This is a genomic window from Thermodesulforhabdaceae bacterium (genome assembly GCA_037482015.1).
In the GTDB taxonomy this organism is placed as follows: Bacteria; Desulfobacterota; Syntrophobacteria; order Syntrophobacterales; family Thermodesulforhabdaceae; genus JAOACS01.
This window is the reverse complement of sequence record JBBFKT010000002.1, coordinates 213,720-236,119: the sequence shown is the minus strand read 5'-3', so window position 1 is coordinate 236,119 and position 22,400 is coordinate 213,720. Positions and strand designations below refer to the sequence as shown.

Sequence of the window (22,400 nt, the reverse complement as noted above, 5' to 3'; positions counted from 1 at the left end):
ATGGAAATCGCATCGGAACGTAAATTAACGCTTAGGGAACTAGTCAATGTTCCGTTTAAGTTTAAGAAGTTTATCTTGGCAGTTGTAGGATTTTCTATGATTGTTGCTGTTGTTTATTGTATCCTAGCTCGTCCCGTATTTAATGCTGAAGCTAAATTTATTGTAAAGCTTGGAAAAGAAAGAGTTGCTCCTCTTTCTGTTCTTCCTCAAGCACCTTATAATGTTTTACTTCAAGAAACGTCCCAGATTGTCCACGATGAACTGGAAATTCTTAAAAGCCATGCGGTGATATATAAAATGCTTCCCAAGTTCAAGGAAAAGCTCGCTGAACAGACAAAAAAGCATGTAAGTTTTCGAGATGTGGTTATTAAATCTGTTTCGTTTCCATGGGAGGTGCTAAAGAATATTTTTCAGGCGGTGGGCATTTTAAAAAAAGAAACTGAGGATGAACAACTTTTCAAAAGAATAAGATCTGCTACTAAAGTGTCCTGGCAGGAAGATTCAAATGTCATAAGAATTGCTTTTAGATGGACTGATCCTGAGACGGCTGCTTATGGAGCAAGGTTATATGCTCAAGCTTACTTAGATCTGAGAAATTCTATAGCCAGATCCCCCCAATCTCTCGAATTCTATGAAGAACAGATCAAAGAACACGAAGACAAGCTTAAGAAAGCAGAAGATGAATTGCTAGCTTTTCAGCAACAGCACACAGTGGCGGAAACATCAAAACAAAAAGAAATTCTTCTTTCAGAGCAAGAAAGAATAATAGCCAGGATGCAGGATATTTCCTTAAGACTCTCGGAGGTTGAAGTAAAGAAAAATGAAGTTAAAAGGCTTCTAGCTTCCGGTAAGGATTGGATTGAAACCCCCCATATTGGTTCTCTTGGTGTTCAATTTACAGATCTTACCACTCTTGACAAAAAATACTTTGACTTGAGAAATCAGCTAGATGGAATGTTACAAATCTTTACTCCTAAGGCTCGTGAAGTGCAGCAGGTGGAAGAACAAATAAAAGAACTCAGGAAACATAAAGCCGAAAGTTTAATCAGACTCTTGAATGTTGAGGCAAATAATTTACGAGAACAATATAGTAAACTTCAAGAAGACCTGGAAGCAAACAAGGCAAAGCTGAACAATCTTGTTCAAACGGAACTTCATTATCAGCAATTGTTGCGAAATAAGAAACTTCTCGAAGAAAATTATTTGCTTTACAAGAAAAAAGCTGAAGAAATGAGAATAATGAAGGAAATGGACAAATGGAGTATAGCAAGTGTTGAATTGATTCACGACCCAATACCACCTATTGATCCTATTTGGCCAAGGAAAACCCTTATTCTAGTATTGACCTTGTTTGTTTCTTTTGTAATCGGGCTTGTAGCATCCTTTATTAAGGATGCTATGGGAACAACGTTTGAGAGAGGAAGCGATTTAGAGGAAATAGGAATTAGACATATTGCCACAATACCGGAAATAGAAATGCTGAGAAAGGTGTGAAACTATGGGTATATTTTCTGAAGCTATGGATAGATCATTAAGAGGAAAGTATTCAGAACCGTTACAGGATCCATTTGCTGGTATTGCCGATATTCAGCAACATCTTTTGGGGTCTTTTTTTGATGTTGTTGGTTCCGAAGAAAAATCCCCAAGGCTTGTTGGAATTATTTCCAGTCAACCAGGTGAAGGGGTATCAACCGTGAGCAGGATGTTAGCTTACGCCCTTTGTTATCACGGTGAGAGGCCCACTTTCATAATAGATGCTAATTTTCGGTCTCCTTCTCTTCATCTCATGGAAAATCTTAATCAATCTCCTGGTATTTGCGACATCTTAATGTCAACAAATTTAGATTTAGAAAATTTTATCCATGGTAGAGGAGATCTTCCGATACGTTTTATAACAACCGGACAATTGAGTCCAAATCCTTATCTTGTATATACCCATCCACAAATGGAAGTTTTTCTTGAGAAACTTAGAGCCATTTCCGACTACGCTATTTTCGATCTCCCTCCGGTGCACGCCTGCCCTGAGGTTTTGTTGTTAGCTAAAAAACTCGACGGAATAATTTTTGTTATAAAGGCTCACCATACACCGACCAAATCTGTAGCCGCCGCTTTGGATAGGCTAAAAAGAGGAAATGTCCGGATACTTGGAGGGATTTTGAACGGTAAAAAGTATTTTATACCTAAATGGCTATACGATCGGATATAATTATTATGACAGTTGCTAGATTGTCAATTTACCGTTTTATCTGGCCTGCCCTGCTAGGAATGTGTTCCGCTTTAATGGCTATTCTTTTTGCATATTCCCCTCTAAAATACACTATCGGTTTCTCACTGATTTTAGTTTTTGGATTGATTGTTGCGATTTTAAAAAGTCATCATAGAATGAATTTGCTGACTTTTCTTTTGATATTTACAATCCCTGTAAATTTGGACGTCAACTTCCTTGTGGAAAAACACGTTGGTGGTGCGGCAAGTATATCTATTTCTGTAACGTTATGTGTAGCACTGATATTATTTTTTATGACTATTCGGGAGAGAATATCATCAAATCGGTTATACGTTGGTCCCGAGGGTTCTGCTCTTATTATCTTCATCCTTTGTGGATTGTTAAGCCTTATTAATGCAATGTATCCTATGTTTACATTTCTTGAGATTGTAAGGCTTTTAATGCTCGGTTTTGTGATGTTGACTGTTCTTAATATATCCGACGGTAATCTGTTAAAAAAGATAGGAGTGTTTACGGCCGTTGCTGTTATCTTCCAATCGATTCTTGCTATGCTACAGTTTTTTTTAAAATCCTTTCCGCCTCCAGCTATGGATATTTTTGCACTCAAGACGATCAAGGAATTATTTCCCGGTCAAAAAGTTCATAGAGCCATGGGGACGCTTGGTCATCCTAACTTTCTCGGTTATTATCTAGAAATGACTCTTCCCTTAATTCTTGGAATATTTATTTCATCATGGAAGTCCAGTGTAAGGTTATTGTCTGGCGTTGCCTTTATTCTTGGGACTGTCGCTCTTATACTTAGCAAATCAAGAGGAGCCTGGGTTGCATATCCCTTTGCTATGGCTGGCACAGTCTTCCTGACCTACGGCAAATCTATTATACGAAAGAATGTTTTTGTTAAAATTCTCGGACTTGCCTTTCTTGGAATAGCTCTAATAGTATCTTTTTCTCCTTTCATCATAGAACGTTTCCTGGGCAAGGATTACCAGGCAATGGCAGTAAGAATGCCACTTAATAAGGCAGCACTTTCTATTATATCTCAATTCCCCGTTTTTGGAGTTGGGCTTAATAATTTTTCGGAGGTCTTTAAGACTTACGATGTTACAGGTCATGCAATGATTTTCAGAGGATACAAGCATGTCGTTCATAATATTTATTTACTCGTTGCTACAGAAACAGGAATTGTAGGGCTTATGGCTTTCTTGGGTATATTCGCCGTGCCGTTGTTTAGAGCGATTAAAGTTTTTAAATACTCAGGTGATGAAAAATCGCGAGGAATTGTAGCTGGTGCTATTATGGGAATCTGTGCTCATCTGATTCACGGTTTGATAGATCCTGGTTTTATAGTTAGTCCAACAGCATCATATCTAATGTTTTTCATGATTGGATTTGTCGGGGCATTTTCGAAAGCCGTGGTCAAATGACAATACATATGCATAAGCCAATACTAAGTGTTATTGTGGTAAGTTGGAATACCAGAGATATTACAGAGAAATGCCTCGAATCCCTCTTGTCACAGCCAACATCCGTCCCTTTTCAGGTATATTTAGTGGATAATGCTTCCTCAGATGGATCTCAAGAAATGGTAAGACAGCGTTTTCCTCAGGTTATTCTTATAGTTAACGAAGAGAATGTTGGATTTGCTCGAGCCAACAATCAGGTTCTCAGAATTATAGACACACCCTATGCACTATTGCTTAATTCGGACACTATCATTCCTGAAGAAGATATTTTTTCCCCGTGGATTTCATTTATGGAAAAGCATAAGGATGTTGGCATGAGCGGATGCCGATTGGTTTTCCCTGACTTTAGCCAACAAGTCGGAGATGCTGGTTATAGACCATCCCTTAGAAGTCTTATATGTCACAACCTTTTTCTATCCAGATTGTTTCCGAGTCTAGCAAAGGGACTATTTTTAACAAACTATCCTGAGCAAGCTGAACATATTGATGTGGACTGGGTAAGTGGCGCTGCCATGATGGTCAAAACAGATGCCGCCAGATCAGTGGGATTAATGGACGAGAATGTTTTTATGTTCGCCGAAGATATAGAATGGGGATGTCGGTTTAGGAATAATGGCTGGCGAGTCGTTTACCTGCCTCGTATTACTATAATCCATCTTCAGGGGGCAAGTAGCTCTAAGCAATTAAAACCCCACGAATTTTCATTACTCTGGCTTAAGAATATAAAAAAACTTTATGTTCATTTGAATCCATCCGTTCCGCCCTGGACTTTTAATTTAATTATGGTTTTGGGACTTTTACTTAGAGCTCAAATTTATGGATGGGGAGGATTGATTTTAAACTCAAAAGATATGATCTTAAAAGGAAAACGAATGATTCACTACGTAGCGGGTTTACTATCCTGAAAAAGGAAAAATCATGAAAATATTGTATTTACATGCAAATGCGGAATTATATGGAAGCGATCTTATTTTGCTCCAGCTTGTAACTTACCTGGATAAGACTCGTTATGAACCCATTGTTTTTCTTCCTGTCAATGGTCCCTTGATAGAGCGGCTTAGAGAGGCAGGTATAAGAACCATGATCATGCCTCTCGCTGTCCTGCGACGAGCACACTTTACCCCATCGGGTGTTATTAGATTTGTAACTGTTTTGATGAAATCTGTTTCGAATCTACGAAGATTTATTCTAAAAGAGCGCATAGCATTGGTTCATACTAATACCGGGGCTGTATGGGGTGGGGAATTGGCTGCGGCTATAACAGGTATTCCTCATGTGTCTTCAGTAATGGAGATCGTGGAAAAACCTAAAATAGTTTCTTTAGCCATGTCCTGGATGGTATCGGCTTTTTCTGATCAAGTAATCACGGTTTCTGGAGCGGTCAGAGATCATTTTATTAAATATACCCCATGGTGGCGTGAAAAATACATAGAGATGTTTCCCCCGGTTGATACGGTCCGTTTTTCGCCCGATGAAAATGCAAGGAAGATTATCAGGTCTCACCTGGGAATTGATGAAAATACAGTGCTTGTTGGGATGGCTGGTCGTCTTAACCATTGGAAAGGCCAGGATGTTTTTGTTAGAGCCTGCAAAGAGGTTATGAAGATGTTGGACTATAAGTCTGACGTCCACTTTGTGATCCTAGGGGGACCTGTGCCAGGTCGAGAAGAATTTGTCCATCAGCTTCACCGTGATATTGAAGAATTGGGACTTGTTAACGTGGTTACGGCTCCGGGTTTTCAGGAAAACATTACCGATTGGCTTTCCGCAATGGACGTTTTTGTGTTGCCATCTAAACTTCCAGAACCGAGTTCAACAGGGGTTGTGGCGGCAATGGCTATGGGGCTTCCGGTTGTCGGCACAAACATAGGTGGAACCCCTGAAACAGTGTTGGACGGAGAAACAGGCTTTCTCGTTCCTCCAAACGATCCCAAAAGCCTTGCGGAGAAAATTAGCCTTCTTGTAAAGGACAGCGAAATGAGGCGATCAATGGGTGCAAAAGCTATGGAACGGGCGAGGAAGCTTTATTCCATAGAAAGCTATGTTGGTAAAGTTATGGCGATATATGACGATCTACTTCAAAACACCAGGAAGTAAAAATGCTAGAACTAACAGTAATTATACCGACTTACAATCGAGCTGATATCCTGAAGGATTGTTTGATTGCTCTTTCCGAACAAACTCTGGAAACGAATTGTTTCGAAGTTATCGTGGGTGACGACGGATCTTCTGACCATACTCAGAAAGTGTTACGGTGGGCCGAATCCAACATGCCCTACAAGTTAAAATGGTTTACCCAAAAAAATGCCGGTCCCAACAGAGTAAGAAACAAATCCATAGAAATGTCAGAATCTCCCGTTGTGGTCTTCTTTAACGACGATACCATAGCAACTCCTTCACTTCTGACTCAGCATTTAAGGGCACATAAAAACTATCCTCAAATCAACATAGCTTTTCTCGGTAAGGTAACCATCGACCCGGTTTTGCCTTATTCTCCCTTTGCATTATTGCACCTAGACTCAAGTTTTGGCCAGTGGGATAGGTTGGTTAATTCTGACGGTTTTGCTTTACTGGACTGGCGAGCTTTCTATACTTGTAATCTTTCTGTAAAAAGAAATTTTTTATTAGAAAACGGTCTTTTTGATGAAGATATTCGCTATAGTGACGATGTGGAATTGGGAGCAAGGCTGGACTCTAGAGGACTAAAAATTCTCTATTGTCCTGATGCCTTAGGCTATCACAGACATTTTCTTACAGAAAGTGACTATCTCCGTATTGCCGAAAAAGAGGGAATCGGCCTTGCTGTCTGGTATATGAAACGATCTAGGGACTGTCATTATCTAAAGGAGCTTAGGTTTCCTCTATGCATTTCTGCGATGAATCGATTGCGCTTTCTAATTGGCGATCTGACTTTTCACCGAAGTATAAGATGGTTTTGGTTAAGACTTGCAAGAAAGATGGTAGGCACAACCAGAAAGAATGTTGGGCTTAGGATTTACGAAAAACTTTATCAGGCGATAAAAAGGGAAGCTATATTCAACCAAATCCGTAAAAATTGACTTGAAGGGAGCATTAGATAAGGATGGATGAAAGAGTCCCAGTTAGGCCTAAAGAAAAATTCTTGGTTTTCGGTGCACCGTGTATAGAGGAACCAGAAATTCAGGAAGTTGTGGATTCCATAAGAAAGCGATGGATTGGAACTGGTCCCAAAGTAGCAAAATTTGAAAACACTTTTGCTGCCTATAAGAAAGTGTCCCATGCTATCGCCGTCAGTTCCTGCACTGCTGCTCTCCATCTTGCTGTTCTTGCGGCAGGCATTAGACCGGGCGATGAAGTTATCACTACCCCTATGACTTTTTGTGCCACCGTTAATGCTATTATTCACGCTGGAGGCCGACCGGTTCTTGCTGATTGCGACAAAAACACCATGAATATCGATCCAAACGAAATCGAACGCAAGATTTCTTCTAATACAAAAGCTATTATAGTTGTCCATATGGCTGGAAGACCCTGTGAAATGGACTCCATTATGGAAATTGCCAGGCGCTACGATCTTGTAGTGATTGAAGATTGCGCACACGCCATTGAAGCCGAATATCGAGGAGTGCCTGCGGGTTGCTTTGGTAAAGTAGGGTGTTTTAGTTTTTATGTAACTAAAAATATAACTACAGCCGAAGGAGGCATGATAATAACAAATGACGATTATATTGCTGATAGAGTTAAAATTATGGCTTTGCATGGAATGACAAAGGACGCATGGAGGCGGTTTTCAGATGAAGGCTACAGACATTACGAGGTTGTGCATCTGGGATTCAAATATAACATGACCGACATTCAAGCATCCATTGGAATTCATCAATTCCAGAGAATAAAAAAATATTGGGAAAGACGTAGAGAAATCTGGCAAATATACAACGATCATTTTGCTGATCTTCCCGTCTTCCTTCCACTAGATCCTGCACCTGATACAGTGCATGCATACCATCTTTACACGCTTCTTATTGATATAGATCGTTTAGGGAAAAGCCGGGATTCGATAATAAACGCTCTTACCGCTGAAAATATTGGCGTAGGAGTTCATTATATACCTGTTCACCTGCATCCATTTTATAGAAAGGCTTTTGGTTGGAAAAAAGGAGATTTTCCTAATGCAGAATGGATTGGTGAAAGAACTCTATCTATACCATTATCGGGATGTCTGGATGATGACGATGTTTATGATGTCATTAGAGCTGTAAGGAAGGTTTTGGGAGGATAAAATAAAATGAGAATTGCCATGGTCTCTATCCCATACCATTCTACTCCACCAAAAGGATATGGAGGTATAGAGCGAGTTGTATATGAACTTACAGAAGAGCTTATAAGAAAAGGGCATGAAGTAGTGCTTTTTGGTGCTCCTGGTAGCTTTTGTTCTGGTAAAACAATTATTGTGGAAACTGCATCAGGCTCGGTTCCAAGTGGCATAACAAAGGGTAAGGCATGGCTTTCGGAAGAACCACTTTACAGAGCCATGAAGAACTATTTGGATGATAATCCTGTTGATGTTATTCACGACTGGTCTTTTGAAAATCTTTACGTTCTCCGACATCCCAACAAATTTCCTTTTGTAATCTCTTCTTGCATTCCTCCCACCCCTGGTTATGCTCGACCTAATCTAGTTGCGGCAAGCCAGGCTCATGCAAGACTTATTAAAACTTCAAGATACGTTCACTATGGATTACACATGCCCAGCTATAATTATTCCTGCGAAAAAAATGAACCGATGATTCATATCGCAAAGATTGCTCCTTACAAGGGACAGCATTTGTCAATGATGGCGGCTTTCCTCGCCAGGAAAAGACTGAACATAGCTGGGAATGTTGAAGATAGCAGATATTTCAAACTGGTAGTAAGACCTCTTCTTATGTTGCTTCCTAAAATAGAATACTTGGGTGAAGTTCAGGGAACTCATGGAGTGTTGAAAAACGCCAAAGCGCTCATACAAGCTCCAAGGTGGTTTGATGTCTTTCCCCTCGTTATTCTGGAATCTCTGGCGTTAGGCACACCTGTCATTGCCTTAAGGCAGGGTGGTATACCCGAACAAATAGACCATGGAGTCACAGGATTTATCTGCGATTCTATGTTCGATATGGTTAAGGCGATGAAAATGGTAAAATTTCTGGATCCACGAGCTTGCCGATCAGTTGCCGAAGAACGATTTTCTGTTGGTAGAATGGCTGAACAATACTTATCAATTTACGAAGATGCTATCTCGGGGAAAAGATGGTAGGATTTTCAAGCATCTTCATAAAAAGCTTTTCATACTGCTTTGTTATTCTTTCCCAGGAGTAGATTTTTACTACACGATTAAAGGCTTTTTCTCGAAGACTATCCACAAGTTTATCGTCTTTTGAAAGTAATTCTATCACTTCCGCAAGGGATTCTACTGGGCGCTCCTTCTGAAAATATAAACCGCAATCTTTTACAACTTCCTGTTGAGCTGGATTATTAGAAACTACCACGCAGTTTCCAAAAGCCATCTGATCCAACAAAACGGGCCTAGTGCCATCAATCGTAGAAGGAAGAACAAAAAATCTAGCATGACAGCTTATTTGTCTGTAATCACTTCCCCAAAGATAGCCAGTTCTTACTATGCGACTGTCACCATGGCATATCCTATCAAGGTATCGTTTGTAGTCATCTACGTAAGGTGCATCACCCACTAAAACTAGCTTCAAGTTAGTATTTGCTTTTTTGAAGGCTTCGACAAGCAAATGTGCTTTATTTTCGGGAGTCATACGGCTGACAAATAAAATATATCCATCAGACGTCAAGGAAAATCTATTAAGGACATCGCGATTATTCTTTTCCTTGCTACGATGCCATGGATTTGCTCCATAAGGGATATAAACAGTCCGTGCTTTGAACTGCTCTTTATAACGTTTTGAAATGGCTTTTGAGTCAGCTATTATTGTATGGGCGCTAAAAGGAGCAAGTTTTTCTGCAAATCTAATAAAATCCTTTGCTGCTCCTTTCCACTTATCTCTTTCAGCATCCGCCCCATCGACATTAAGAATAACCCTTTTTCCTAAACTTTTTGCCATAAATGCAACGGGGCTGTTTCCTACTATACAATAGTAGTAAATATCAAAGTTTCTTGGTAAGGCATGCAGAGTGGAGATAAATGTATGAGTTATTGTATCCAGATGTTTTGTGGGTATGGAAGGCAGACGGACAAGTTCAACACCATTGTAGAATTTTCCACGGTAAGATATCCAGTGACTTCTGTTATACACAGTTACCTGGTGACCTTGCTTAGCTAATCTAGTGGCTAACTGTTCGTAAAAGGTCTCAAAGCCGCTGTAAGAAGCTGGAATGCCTCGACTGCCCAATAAAGCTATTTTCATGATACCTCCATAAACCTGCAGTACCTACTTTGCGTAATTTTCTATAATTTATCAATTTTGTTAATTATTTGTTAATTAGCATAACCGATCGTATAGAGAGTTCAAAGTGAAATTTTGTTCAGAAAAGTTTCACAAATAGGGAAGGGAAGCTTATAATAACAGAAAATTTCGGTCCCTTGCGAGGGGAGCAAACATTTAATTTTGCTCCCCGGCTATTTTTAGTTTACAATCCTTAGATTGGTTGGTGGAGGTGGAGGAGTAGCACCAGATGGGGTCGATTCTAGAGCACCAATATCAATTCCGTTGCCTAAAGGAACCGATGTTCCAAGTATGTCTCGCCGCTGTCCCAAATTTATACCCTTATCTATTGCTGGGGAAGATGATTTAAGAAGAATGTCTCTTGGTGAAGATAATGCCGTTCCTGAAAGGGATACAAATTGAGGATTTCCGCTAATGTCATCACCACCTCCTGAAGCTAACTTATTCCATGTAGTGATGTCTTTGCCTGTTTGTCCACCCCAGTAGAACAGTATGTCTCCTCCAGCGTGGTAAAGCAGGTTGTTGCCTATAGAGACAGGGTTAGATGTTACGGGGCTATAAACCGCTATTGCAGGAATAGACGGTCTTGTAGAATATAAAATATTATTTACTACTGTGACATTTCTTACACCATTAACGCCCGGATCGCTCGCTAGATACAATTCTCCTTTGAAAGGATGGCTCTTTCCTGGATCTACCATGTTCCCGATTAAAGTGTTGTTGTAGATCATATCATTAGAACTGTCATATACACTTATCCCGGCACCATCGTTTTCAAAGCACACGTTATAATATACTTGGTTGTTATCACACCACTGATCGAGTTGTATGCCGTTTCCATCAGGTCCACTACTTTCCTTATTGCGATAAGATATGTTGTAGCGAATGATGTTGTAATCTCCCGTGTTCTCCTGAGGACCGGCTGAGTAAATATGTATACCGCTTGTTCCTTGAGATGCAGAACCGTTTTCGAAAACTTCATTACCTTCGATAATATAGTAGCTAGCGTAGATTTCTATTCCGTGATGACCATTTCCATACACACGATTTGCCGATATGATTGTTTCTTTACCAGGAGCACAGTTTACTCTATCGACAGCAATGCCATGAGTGGAATTGTTATACACTGTGTTCTCGGTAATAAGGTTTTCCATGCCAGCGTTATCACCAATCCAGATCCCAAGGGCGTTTCCATAAACAGAGCAATTTGAAACAACAATATGATTACTTCCATTAGAGATTATTACACCTGCGTATGGACTTTCAGTGACGGTAAGACCTTTCACCGTTACGTAGGAAGAACCGGAGATAACAACTGATCCTTTGATCACAGGAGTTTCACCGTCTGCTGCGCGAATCACAATAGGAGCTGATGATGTTCCCTGGGCAGTTACTGTGAGGAATTCCTGATAGGTTCCTTCAGTTCCTTTCAGAATGAGTTCATCTCCCGGTTTTATAAGACTCCAGTTTATGTTGCTAAGTCCCGAAATTTCGTTTGCTCCTGTTACTTTGACTCCTGCTGGATGAACTATCCACGTGGCTGCAAGAACATTAGATACAAACCCCACGAAAATTATACAAAGAAGCGTGGTTATCGTTACATTTGTGGAGAACAATATTCTTAATCTCATGGTTTTCCCTCCCTGATGCTTTATTTGATCCTCAGAGCAGCTGGATCAGTATCAATCCACCAGACATTTTGAGCAAACACGTTAGTGCCGAAGACCATTATGTTAACCAGCTCAAGTTTGTGTCTCGTTTCCGTATCGGCTGACTGTTCTTCCTGATTCAGGAGATAAAACGTCCCTGCATTAGCCCAGGATGACCCTACCATAGCGCCGCCAAGAACATAGGGGGTATTTATAATGTTACCCGTGTCATTAGGAGCCCATACAGCAAGATAACCAACAATTTCTGCACCGTGGGGTATTTTATTTTGCGCTTCTTCATGGAAAAAAGCAATCTCAAATCCGCTAGTATCGACATTACGAACTCGGACAAGGACCGGTGTTGGATCCCACCCAGTTTGAACTGTGGCGAAGACTTTAGGAACTGAAGGGAATGGGGTTGAGAAATTTACTCTGGTCCAAGCGCCTGTGCCGCTTAAAGTTAATGTTCCAGCTTCCCAAATACTTCCGTCGGCTGGTTGGTAACGTCCTTCGTTTAAGACTATATACGATGCTGTTTCTGCCTTATGGGTGCCCCCCAGATACTTCCATTCCTGGAAACGGGCAGTAAAGGACGAACCAGAGACATTACTAAGTCTAATTACACCAGGGTCTTTTTCATTGTATGTTGGAGGACCCAGTATTACCACAGGTTTTGTAAAGGAACTGTTCAAATACACTGTTGAATCAGTACTTGAAAAGGACGATGCTCCAGCAACAACGGAAAAATATGAGCCGGCCTTTTTAGTAGATGTGTTTACTGTTAATTCCTCCGAATAATTACTTTCCAGACCTTGGGCATCATAAGAGGTGACAGCAATGTAGTAAGTATTTCCTTCCATAAGATCCGAAATGGTACATGTTGTATTGTTTCCTACATCGATAACCGCCGAATAACTTCTACTAGTTTTTCCATAGTAAACCTTATATCCTCCTACTGTTACTGATGTGACTGGATCCCAAGCGATGGTGACACTACTGGCAAAAGTTGCAGGTGCAGTTGCTAACAACAGTGTGATTGCGAAAAAAATTCTGCCAAGTGATAGGGGAACAAAAAAGCGTTTCATAGGACACCTCCTGCTGCAAAGAGTTTAGCAGGAGGGGCGCATGTGACAGGTTTATAAGCCTGGCGGCCCTGCTACCATTGCCCCGGGGAATTTCACTCACCCGAGGTACAGGCCAGAAGCTTTGCGCCCCACCTTTTCAAGTGGTTTGCCTTTTTCAGGCTAGCTGTTACCACACTTCAGGATTCAGCAAAAAATATGCCTTGCTGCAAAGTTGTTGTAATTTCAGAAAATTTAAGTTAATTGATGGCTGCAAATGAATTACAATTGTAATTCGTAATTGAAATACGTAATTACTTCGAGTAACCAGGTTTTATGATAAATATCAAAAAGTGTGTAAAATAGGGCACTTGCTAAAAATCATCATATAAAACTTTTTGACTAAACATAGATGGAATGTAACTTGCTGTAAATCTTGACGGTAAGATCATTAAAAATGGTTAAAAATGGCTTCCTAAAATATGGAGGCAGTAAAGGTGGAAAAAATTGCTCTTGAATTGCCTTATATAGAAGTGGCGACTTGTGTATTTCCAAAGGAAGGAATTAGCAAGAGCTTTCTTACTCCATTTGGAGTTATCGAAATTACGATAAGAGAATGCCCTTCTGAACTTAGCGTTAAAGAGGCTTTTGTGGCTGGAGATATAGATTCCTGGATTACATCTATTGGTGCTAGGGAAGAATTCCATAAGACTTTTATCACTTTTCTGCGCCAGATTATAGAAAGACACTTTTTCCTGTCACAACCTTTTTCTAACAAAGTCTCCTGTCGTATTTTGTCAAATGGTAAATCTGAAGTAGGAAAAATCCATATTGTCTTTTCTAGTTAGAGCTTATGTTTGCGCCAAGATGGGTGGGATATTTGGTATTTTTTTATCTTGTAGTTCAAAGCTCTGGGACTTATACCAAGAGCGTAAGCTGCTTTTTTCTGAATCCACCCATGTTTCTCTAAAGCTTCGATGATCAGGGTTTTCTCATTTTCTTTTTCCAGTTTATTTGCCTTTTTGCAGCAATTTAAACTTCCTTGTTCTTCTATATTTTCGATCAAAATGCTAGAAGGCCTTATGATAGGACTATCTTCCAAAATGACCGCTCTTTCAATCGTATTAGCCATCTGTCTAACATTTCCTGGCCAGTGATAATTTAGAAGCTTATCTAAAGCTGATTGAGCGAAACCGGAAATGTTTTTTTTCATGATTCGACACTTTTGCTTAAGAAAATAATGAGCTAGCGGAATAATGCATTCTTTTCTGTCTCTAAGAGGTGGAATATTTACATGGAGCACGCTGAGGCGATAGTAAAGATCTTCCCTGAATTTACCTTGTGCCACCATATCAGCCAGATTCCTGTTCGTTGCCGCTATTATCCTAACATCAGCCTTAATTGTTACATTGCTACCTAGACGCTCAAAACTTTTTTCTTCAAGAAATCTTAAGAGCTTGGTCTGAAGAGAGAGGCTCATTTCCCCAATTTCATCCAGAAAAATTGTTCCACCTTTTGCTTGCTCGATTCTTCCTACTCTTGTCTTTATAGCACCGGTAAATGCTCCTTTTTCATGTCCGAAAAGCTCGCTTTCCAACAATTGTTCCGGAATATTAGCACAATTTACTTTGATAAAAGGTCTGGATTTTCTGGCGCTGTTAAAGTGAACTGCGCCAGCTAAAAAGCTTTTTCCTGTTCCGGTTTCCCCCGTTATCAGCAAAGTAGCATCTACTTGGGCAAATTTTTTAAGTGTTTGAATGACATCTATCATGGAATGAGAATAGGCTATGATTTGACCGAAGTCGTAAATAACATCTTGTTCTCTTCTTAGATAATCAATTTCGTGTTTCATTTCCATCTGAGCCATGGCATTTCTAATGGACAAACCTATTCGCTCCAAAGAATAGGGCTTTTCTATGAAATCATAAGCTCCTTCTTTTATTGCCCTGGCTAAAAGCTGTGGAGTCTTTTCTGATACTCTTCCTGTGGCAATCACAGGAATGGGAGAGTAATTGATTTTTAGTTCACGAATTAATTCCAGATCTTTATCAGTTTCAAGGTTCACAACTATCACGTTGAAATTATCATGTCTCAACTTTATCCACAGTCGATCTAAAGATGCTACCCCTTCAACCTGATAGAATTCTCCCATAGCTTTTTGCACTAAATTCACCCATTCGGTTTCTCTATCAACCACAAGCACAGAACCTCTACCTTCTTCAAATGATCCCATACAACCTCGCTAAAATGATATTATTTAACAAATTATAATTATAACCATTTTTTACCAAAAGGCTCCTAAAAATTAAGAGGTGCTAGAAGCTTAATTGTATGGTAGGAATAAGAGTCAATGTAGGGGACGTCTTAGCTTTACAATCGGAATATTCTTTAACTATTTTTGTCTCGTGGGTTACTGCAAATGCATATCACAATGAATTTTTGCTTTGTCAGCCAACTCTGCTGACTGGTAAACTCGATCTAGAATCCCGTTTATAAAAGCAGAAGAATCTTTGTCTCCGAAAACTTTTCCTAGCTCAATTGCTTCGTTAATGGAAACTTTAGGAGGAATTTCGTTGCAGTATAGCATCTCAAAAACCGCCATACGCATAATGTTTCTATCGACAATTGACATTCTATACACTTTCCAGTTTTCCGAGAATTTTTCTATGATCTTATCTAACTCTTTACGGTGTTTAAAGACACCCCTTACCAGAAATTCCATGAAGGCTCTGTCCCAACTTCCGGGTTGAATATTTAAGTCTGAATCATGCTGGTGAGATGAATCTTGCCATCCACCGAAACTTTCGTAAAACAAGGCTATGGCCTTATCCGGCGCAATATTTATAACGTCAATTGCATAAAGGATTTTCAATGCTACAGCTCTAGCTCCTCGCCGGCCTTTGAATACCAAGCGATTTTTAGAAGGCATAATTAAGCAGTCCCTTCAATTTGCCTCAATAGATTTGCCATCTCAATTGCGGCAATTGCTGCATCCCACCCTTTATTACCAGCTTTGGATCCAGCTCTCTCTATGGCCTGTTCAAGATTGTCGGTTGTTAGAACACCGAACGTGACGGGCACCCCTGTCTCCAGGCTAACCGTAGCAATGCCTTTGGAAACTTCATTTGCCACATATTCGAAATGTGGAGTTGCTCCTCGAATAACCGCTCCCAAGCAGATCACAGCGTTATAACGTCCTGACTGAGCAAGTTTTTTTGCAACCAGAGGAATTTCAAAAGCTCCCGGCGTTTTGAATATTTCTATATCCTGTTCTCTGGCTCCACTTCTTACTAGAGCATCGAGAGCTCCGCCAAGCAACCGCTCGCCTATAAAATCATTGAAGCGGCTTACCACTATAGCAAAACGTAATCCTTCAGCAATTAGTTTGCCTTCTAAGACCATCATCTCTAGTTCTTCCTTTCTTTCTTTTCAAGCCTTTCGATTCTCATCAAATGTCCCATCTTACTGCACTTGGTCCGAAGATAATTAAGGTTACATTCGTTGGGCGCAATCTCCAGTGGAACTCTATCAGTTATTGTGATTCCGTATCCCTGGAGTCCAACGATCTTTTTGGGGTTGTTGGTCATGAGCTTCATTTTCTTTACACCAAGATCCACAAGAATCTGAGCTCCAATACCGTAATCTCTCAAATCCTCCTTAAAGCCCAAAACTCTATTGGCTTCAACGGTATCATATCCGTTTTCTTGTAGTTTGTAAGCCTTGATCTTGTTGATAAGCCCAATTCCTCTCCCTTCGTGATTTCTCATGTAGAGGATAATCCCTTTCCCTTCACGATCTATTTTCTTCATAGCTGTTTTAAGCTGTTCACCGCAGTCACATCGTAGAGAACCGAACACGTCGCCTGTAAGACACTCAGAATGCACTCTCACAAGCACTTCATCTTCCGGGGTAATGTCACCTTTAACCAGAGCCACATGAACATAATCATCGACCATGTTTGAGTAAACTATGAGCTTGAACTCCCCTGCAAAGGAAGTGGGCAATTTGGCTTCCGCTTCTCTTTTTACAAGGCACTCGGTTCTCATACGATATCGGATAATATCGGCTACAGCGGCAATTTTGATTCCATGCTCTTTGGCGAAAATTTCCAGATCGGGCATTCGCGCCATAGTGCCGTCGTCTTTCATAATTTCGCATATTACAGCACCGGGTCGCAGCCCGGCAAGGCGAGCAAGGTCAACGGAACCTTCCGTCTGTCCAGCTCTAACAAGGACTCCCCCTTCACGAGCTCTCAAAGGAAACACATGTCCTGGTGTGACGAGATCTTCGGGTTTTGCATCTGGTTTGATAGCCGTAAGGATTGTATGAGCTCTATCATAAGCGCTTATACCTGTTGTTACTCCATGACGAGCTTCTATAGAGACGGTAAATGCCGTGCCAAAGCGAGAAGTATTATCCTGAACCATCATAGGAAGGCGAAGCTGATCCACAATTTCGGGTGCAAGAGCCAAGCAAATAAGCCCCCTTCCATACTTAGCCATAAAGTTTATTGCCTCGGGGGTTATCTTTTCTGCTGCGATGCACAAATCCCCTTCGTTCTCTCTATCTTCGTCATCCACAAGAATTATCATCTTGCCCTGTTGAATATCTTCAATAGCCTCCTGAATAGTTGCAAGTGGCATATTTTCTTTCCCTCCCGAATGTCGCCCCCAAAGGAGCTTTTTTAAAATTCGCCATTCCTATATCACGCTGTCCAGACAATATCAAGGCACTAAGGATAGTATTCGTAAATGGCATCAGGAGAAAATTTTTCAAATAACCTGTCCCTTCTAATTGACGATAAAACGGTGGGTGTTGTAGATTTTTTCTGGAGCAAGTTTTTTCTCAAGTTGAGCTAAAGCTAAGGATATCAGGAATGGAAGAAAAACCAGAAAGACGAGAATACTTTCGAGTCAAAGATGTTCTTCAGGTGGCGTTGAAAAAACTCCCACCTTTTTCTGTTCTACCTACGTCGAGAATGGTGGGTTATCCACTTTCGGTTACTTCGGATTTTAGTGTGCCTTCCGAAACCGTAGATCCTTTTATTATCCGCCAATTCCAGGCAATTCATCAAAAGCTTGACGCAATTCTAGAATATCTATGTCTAGAAAAACTAGGTTTTGTTGAAATGGAATATAAAGAAGTGGATTTTAGCGCCGGAGGAATGCGAGTTGCCACATTGGACAAATTTGAAGAGGGAGATATTTTAGAAGTCAAGCTTGTATTACCAACTGCCCCACCAATCTATTTAATCTGCTATGGCGTGGTCAAGAGATGCACGGAGTGCGATGAAAAAAGGGAAGTAGCCGTTGAATTTACCAACATGAGCGAAGATATTAGATCTATCATTGTAAAATATGTCCTCCAAAGACAGCGACAGGATATTAGGAGGTAGTCTTGTTTGTTATCATTGGATGCGTAGTTGTTTTTGTAGCAGTTGTTGGTGGGTATCTATTTGCACACGGTAATTTACATGTGCTTTTCCAACCGGCAGAAGTGATTATAATATTTGGTGCAGCAACAGGAGCACTGCTAATATCTTCACCACCTCCTGTTTTTAGAGCTGTGGTAAAAACTTTTCCCAAAATCTTTTCATACAAAGGTTTTGCAAAGCAAGACTATGTGGATTTGATGGTTCTGCTCTTTAAACTCTTCCAGAAAATGAGAAAAGAAGGTCTTATTTCCGTGGAAGAAGAAATTGATAATCCCGAAAAAAGTAAAATCTTCTCGGCTCACCCTCAGGTGCTTAAAAACCATCATGCTATAAACTTCATTTGCGATAGTATTCGCATAGTGATTACTAGTAACATGCCGGGGCACGAACTGGAGAACATTCTGGAAAGGGATATTGAAATTATTCATCATGAGTTGCTTCTACCAGCTCACACTATTTCCCGCATTGCTGATTCTCTCCCAGGACTTGGAATAGTTGCTGCTGTTCTTGGTGTTGTAATAACTATGGGGAAAATCGACCAGCCGCCTACAGTTCTGGGGCATCACATTGGAGCAGCCCTGGTAGGAACCTTCTTAGGAGTTCTTGCTTGCTACGGATTTGTCGGTCCAATGGCAGCAACAATGGAACATATGGCTCGTGATCAAAAAGAATACCTTGAAGTGATCAAAGCCGCTCTTGTATCATATGTTGATGGAGCAGCGCCCCAGGTGGCTATAGAAGTGGGGCGCAGAACAGTCCCGGGTGATTTTAGACCGTCATTTATTGAACTTGAAGAACAGCTCAAGGCCGCAAAATGAAAGAACAGACTCCTATCATAAAAAAAGTCAAAAAAGTTTCCGGTGGTGGACATCATGGTGGAAGCTGGAAGGTTGCTTACGCTGACTTTATGACCGCCATGATGGCATTTTTCCTTCTTTTGTGGCTTATCACTATGACTTCACCGGAAAAGCGAGCACGTCTGGCTCAATACTTTAAATATTTTAGTATCTTCGAAAAAAGTGGTTCCTCCATACTGGAAGGGCAACCAGGAGTAACTCCTTATCCTGGGACACCTCAGATGGAACAGATACGGGAGGAAGAGCCAAAAAAGGATGAGGAGGAATATAGAGAACCTTCTTCAGGATCTGAAATTGGTGGTATTCCTAAACTAAAAAAGGGAGAACTTGCTGAAAAGCTGAAATTTCTTGTTCAATACAGCCTGATAGAAGTTAAAGATCAGGTCATGATCGATGTAGTTCCGGAAGGTGTGCGAATTCAAATAGTTGACCAGGAAGGTAAACCCATGTTTGCTCCAGGAAGTGCCCAGCTAAGCCCTGAAGCAAAGAAGATTTTGAAAGTTATAACGGACGCGATAAATGGACTAGACAATAGAATCACTATTGATGGGCATACCGACGCAAGTGGTTATGCTTCGGGTAAATACACTAACTGGGAGCTTTCAACCGCTAGAGCTTCTGCTGCAAGGCAGGAAATGGAACGAGATGGGCTTAATCCAGATCGTATTGCCAGAGTTTCAGGATATGCTGCCACACAGCCGCTTTTTCCTGATCCCAATGATTCAAGAAATCGCAGAATCAGTATAACTATTCTCTTCCCTGATCAATCTAGGTAGATGAATTGTTTATTTCCCCATTTTTACAACAGCCAACAAGAATGGTAAAGCGCTAGCCTGAATGAGTATAGAAAACCCAATAAGGACTGGTAAAGATACTTCGTACAACCAACCAATCAGAACACTCCCGATAAGCCATGATATGCCAAAAAAGGTGTTGAATATTCCGTAAGCTGTGCCTCGCTTCTTCGGGGAAACCATTTTTGCTATGGCTGCTCGCATTACGGATTCCTGTGCCCCCATTCCTATTCCCCATAGGACCATTCCTACAAGAACTTTCCAAAAAACCTGGGAAAACACAAACAAAGGGAAAAGCATTGAAAGGAATATTGGAGCAAACAAAATTCTAAACCCTCTGTGATCAAATATTTTCCCTAAAATTAGCGCTGAAACAGCATCAACCCCCATAGCTATGGCATAGAGTAAAGGAATACACTTATCATGGACTGCTGATGTTTTTTCCAGGCTGTAGGCAATAAGTGGGAAATCAACATAACCGGCAGCTACTAACATCATGGCTAACAGATAAATTTTGTATGACTTGGAGAATCCCTCTGGTTTTAGTGAAACACTTGTGGGTTCAAACTCTTCGGGGGTGGGGTAGATGAATCGAGCCACAACAAGAATTGCCAAAGCGATTAAAGCTGGGATGAGCAGAAAAGCAAAGGATGTGCGGTAACTTCCTCCAGTATTTAGAATTAGCACTATAAAAAGCGGTCCTGCTACGGCACCAATTTGATCAAAAGCTTCGTGTAAGCCGAAAGTCCAACCCCGACCGACTTCGCAGCTTGCATAGGAAAGCATTGCGTCCCTGGATGGAGTTCTTATAGCCTTGCCAAGTCGTTCTGCCACGACAAGAACTGCAGCAAGCCGCCAGTTATAAACCAGAGCTAACAAAGGAACGGAAAGAAGATTAATTGCATAACCAACCAAAGTAAGGGACCAGTATCGTTTTGTCTTATCAGCTATGTAGCCAAAAACAAGTCGAAGAACATAACCAGCAAATTCTCCAAATCCAGCTACCACTCCGACAATAAAAGCTGACGCTCCAAGATCCTCCAGAAAAGGACCGGTGATGCTCCGAGCACCCTCGTAAGTAGCATCGGAAAAAAGACTAACAGCTCCCAATAGCACTACAAATATCAAAGCCTGTTTCCCTTCGAAAGTTTTTATGGCATCTCCTTTGTCACTTGGAAAATAAGTTCCATAAAGTCCACAAAACGCTTCCAGATAAAATAACCCAAATGATATCAACAGAAGCTTGAAGTGCCAGAAAAGCCAGAGTAGCCAAAATGATTCCGCTAATGTCCCACGATGCCTTTACAATCAGCATAGCTGCCATTGCAGCCATAAGTCCACTTAGAGTTGCCAAACTGGCTCTAAAGATGGCTTGGGCTATCCAATGATAAAGCCACAAATCACTTAAAACGGTTGCCCAAAGAAGTATTAGAAAAGATGGTGAAAAAGTTCCGAAAGCCGCTATAACCGCTCCCCAAATTCCTTCCTTGTGAAATCCTATAAACACGGAGGTTATAACAATGGGTCCTGGGGTTAGCTGTCCAAGAGCTATACCGTCCAGGAGAGTTTCTATGTTCATCCAGCCTTTTTGGACAACAGTGTGGAGCATTATAGGTAGTGCTGCGAATCCTCCACCAAAAGCCACAATATCGATCTTCGCCATCGTTGTTGCTAAAGATCCAAGGGAAGGGGAAAGACTCATTAAAAAAGCAACTACCGCAATGCAAATCAAAGTAGCTACAATGGGTCCTAAGATTCTTGTTATAATATTTTTTGAGACCCGAGAATGATTATCTACCACACAGTCGGATGTTCTAAGATCTTTTCTGAAGAGATAAATTCCTACCACAGCCGCAAAGACTAAAACAACTGGTGGAGGAAGATGAAAAAAGAAAGCAACGCCGGCTAGAAATGCAATAAGCTGCTCCCATATATGGTTAGTGTAACGTTTAGCGAAATCTATCGCTCCGTGAAGTACAATCGCTACGACGATCACTTTCAAGCCACTGAATAGCTTTATAATCCAATTTATTTCCCTGGTGTGAAAATATAGGCTTGATAAAACAATCATCATCAAAAAAGCCGGAAAACCAAATCCAGCGAAGCTAGCGATAGCGCCTAAGAATCCTCTGGTTTTCATCCCGACGTAAGCAGCAAGTTGCATTACTGTGGCGCCAGGGATCATTTGGCAAATAGCAACGCCTGTGCGGAATTCGGCTTCACTAAACCATCGATTCTTAAGGACAAGTTTTCTAACGTGGGGAATCATGGCTGGACCGCCAAAGGCGGTGGCTCCCACTCGAATAAACCCAAGAAATAGATCCACAAGCCTAGGAGAATTCATGTCCGATGAGTATCTCCCAAACATAGGGTGATTTTAAGCATAAAGCACCCATCCTGGAAAACTTATTATCTATCTCTTTCCAACTGGCTTCAATAGTTTTCTTGACAGGAATTTCACAAGTTTTTAGAGTGCAACTTGCTGGGGAT

21 protein-coding genes and 1 riboswitch are annotated in these 22,400 nt (G+C 40.9%); of the genes, 12 read left to right on the top strand and 9 right to left on the bottom strand.

Annotated elements, in window-relative coordinates; genetic code table 11:
• The 8 genes from WHS38_05385 to WHS38_05350 are packed head-to-tail and all read left to right on the top strand — an operon-like array spanning position 1 to position 8,959.
• On the top strand, positions 1-1,494 hold the full coding sequence (locus tag WHS38_05385; protein ID MEJ5300405.1) for a Wzz/FepE/Etk N-terminal domain-containing protein: 1,494 nt from the start codon (positions 1-3) through the stop codon (positions 1,492-1,494).
• A 4-nt stretch (positions 1,495-1,498) separates the two neighbouring features.
• Positions 1,499-2,206 (top strand): CpsD/CapB family tyrosine-protein kinase, encoded by a 708-nt coding sequence (locus WHS38_05380; GenBank protein ID MEJ5300404.1) that lies wholly within the window; start codon positions 1,499-1,501, stop codon positions 2,204-2,206.
• 5 nt (positions 2,207-2,211) lie between these two features.
• Positions 2,212-3,651 carry an O-antigen ligase family protein gene (locus WHS38_05375; protein ID MEJ5300403.1) on the top strand — a complete coding sequence of 480 codons (1,440 nt, stop codon included), beginning with the start codon at positions 2,212-2,214 and terminating at the stop codon, positions 3,649-3,651.
• Positions 3,648-4,595, top strand: a complete 948-nt coding sequence (locus WHS38_05370; protein MEJ5300402.1) for a glycosyltransferase family 2 protein — start codon at positions 3,648-3,650, stop codon at positions 4,593-4,595. The genes WHS38_05375 and WHS38_05370 overlap by 4 nt, the downstream gene beginning before the upstream one ends.
• A gap of 13 nt (positions 4,596-4,608) precedes the next feature.
• Positions 4,609-5,787, top strand: coding sequence for a glycosyltransferase (locus WHS38_05365; GenBank protein MEJ5300401.1), 1,179 nt, complete (start codon positions 4,609-4,611; stop codon positions 5,785-5,787).
• A gap of 2 nt (positions 5,788-5,789) precedes the next feature.
• Positions 5,790-6,749 (top strand): glycosyltransferase, encoded by a 960-nt coding sequence (locus WHS38_05360; GenBank protein MEJ5300400.1) that lies wholly within the window; start codon positions 5,790-5,792, stop codon positions 6,747-6,749.
• Between the two features lie 23 nt (positions 6,750-6,772).
• The gene (locus tag WHS38_05355; GenBank protein ID MEJ5300399.1) at positions 6,773-7,948 is read left to right on the top strand and encodes a DegT/DnrJ/EryC1/StrS family aminotransferase; all 1,176 of its coding nucleotides are present in this window, start codon (positions 6,773-6,775) and stop codon (positions 7,946-7,948) included.
• A gap of 6 nt (positions 7,949-7,954) precedes the next feature.
• Entirely contained in the window at positions 7,955-8,959 is a 1,005-nt protein-coding gene (locus WHS38_05350) for a glycosyltransferase (GenBank protein ID MEJ5300398.1), read from the top strand.
• Here the strand turns inward: WHS38_05350 and WHS38_05345 are convergent.
• The 3 genes from WHS38_05345 to WHS38_05335 all read right to left on the bottom strand — a co-directional run bounded on the left by WHS38_05345 (position 8,937) and on the right by WHS38_05335 (position 12,849).
• On the bottom strand, positions 8,937-10,076 hold the full coding sequence (locus WHS38_05345) for a glycosyltransferase (GenBank protein MEJ5300397.1): 1,140 nt from the start codon (positions 10,074-10,076) through the stop codon (positions 8,937-8,939). The two genes, WHS38_05350 and WHS38_05345, sit on opposite strands and share 23 nt — an antisense overlap.
• 218 nt (positions 10,077-10,294) lie before the next feature.
• A complete protein-coding gene (locus WHS38_05340; protein MEJ5300396.1) occupies positions 10,295-11,746 on the bottom strand; it encodes a right-handed parallel beta-helix repeat-containing protein in 1,452 nt (483 codons plus the stop codon).
• A 20-nt stretch (positions 11,747-11,766) separates the two neighbouring features.
• Positions 11,767-12,849 carry a fibronectin type III domain-containing protein gene (locus WHS38_05335; protein ID MEJ5300395.1) on the bottom strand — a complete coding sequence of 361 codons (1,083 nt, stop codon included), beginning with the start codon at positions 12,847-12,849 and terminating at the stop codon, positions 11,767-11,769.
• A 58-nt stretch (positions 12,850-12,907) separates the two neighbouring features.
• Positions 12,908-13,009: riboswitch (cyclic di-GMP riboswitch) on the bottom strand.
• A 313-nt stretch (positions 13,010-13,322) separates the two neighbouring features.
• On the opposite strand from WHS38_05335, the gene WHS38_05330 reads away from it, so the two are divergent.
• Positions 13,323-13,673: a hypothetical protein gene (locus tag WHS38_05330; protein ID MEJ5300394.1), complete on the top strand. Its 351-nt coding sequence runs from the start codon at positions 13,323-13,325 to the stop codon at positions 13,671-13,673.
• Here WHS38_05330 and WHS38_05325 read toward each other — a convergent pair.
• The 4 genes from WHS38_05325 to WHS38_05310 all read right to left on the bottom strand — a co-directional run bounded on the left by WHS38_05325 (position 13,670) and on the right by WHS38_05310 (position 17,468).
• On the bottom strand, positions 13,670-15,058 hold the full coding sequence (locus tag WHS38_05325; GenBank protein ID MEJ5300393.1) for a sigma-54 dependent transcriptional regulator: 1,389 nt from the start codon (positions 15,056-15,058) through the stop codon (positions 13,670-13,672). The genes WHS38_05330 and WHS38_05325 overlap by 4 nt on opposite strands.
• A 177-nt stretch (positions 15,059-15,235) precedes the next feature.
• Positions 15,236-15,754 (bottom strand): transcription antitermination factor NusB, encoded by a 519-nt coding sequence (gene nusB, locus WHS38_05320; protein ID MEJ5300392.1) that lies wholly within the window; start codon positions 15,752-15,754, stop codon positions 15,236-15,238.
• Positions 15,755-15,756: 2 nt separating this feature from the next.
• Positions 15,757-16,230 carry a 6,7-dimethyl-8-ribityllumazine synthase gene (ribE, locus tag WHS38_05315; protein MEJ5300391.1) on the bottom strand — a complete coding sequence of 158 codons (474 nt, stop codon included), beginning with the start codon at positions 16,228-16,230 and terminating at the stop codon, positions 15,757-15,759.
• A 2-nt stretch (positions 16,231-16,232) separates the two neighbouring features.
• Positions 16,233-17,468, bottom strand: a complete 1,236-nt coding sequence (locus tag WHS38_05310; protein MEJ5300390.1) for a bifunctional 3,4-dihydroxy-2-butanone-4-phosphate synthase/GTP cyclohydrolase II — start codon at positions 17,466-17,468, stop codon at positions 16,233-16,235.
• 233 nt (positions 17,469-17,701) lie between these two features.
• Here WHS38_05310 and WHS38_05305 point away from each other — a divergent pair, with 233 nt between their 5' ends.
• Genes WHS38_05305 through WHS38_05295 form a run of 3 tightly spaced genes read left to right on the top strand, consistent with a single transcriptional unit; the run spans position 17,702 to position 19,892 of the window.
• Complete coding sequence (locus WHS38_05305) at positions 17,702-18,220, top strand: PilZ domain-containing protein (GenBank protein MEJ5300389.1); 519 nt, start codon at positions 17,702-17,704, stop codon at positions 18,218-18,220.
• Between the two features lie 2 nt (positions 18,221-18,222).
• Positions 18,223-19,077 carry a flagellar motor stator protein MotA gene (gene motA, locus WHS38_05300; GenBank protein MEJ5300388.1) on the top strand — a complete coding sequence of 285 codons (855 nt, stop codon included), beginning with the start codon at positions 18,223-18,225 and terminating at the stop codon, positions 19,075-19,077.
• On the top strand, positions 19,074-19,892 hold the full coding sequence (locus WHS38_05295; protein ID MEJ5300387.1) for an OmpA family protein: 819 nt from the start codon (positions 19,074-19,076) through the stop codon (positions 19,890-19,892). The genes motA and WHS38_05295 overlap by 4 nt, the downstream gene beginning before the upstream one ends.
• 9 nt (positions 19,893-19,901) lie before the next feature.
• On the opposite strand, the gene WHS38_05290 is transcribed toward WHS38_05295, so the two are convergent.
• Positions 19,902-21,038, bottom strand: a complete 1,137-nt coding sequence (locus WHS38_05290; protein ID MEJ5300386.1) for an MFS transporter — start codon at positions 21,036-21,038, stop codon at positions 19,902-19,904.
• Between the two features lie 40 nt (positions 21,039-21,078).
• Positions 21,079-22,254, bottom strand: a complete 1,176-nt coding sequence (gene chrA, locus WHS38_05285) for a chromate efflux transporter (protein ID MEJ5300385.1) — start codon at positions 22,252-22,254, stop codon at positions 21,079-21,081.
• Positions 22,255-22,400 lie beyond the last annotated feature (146 nt).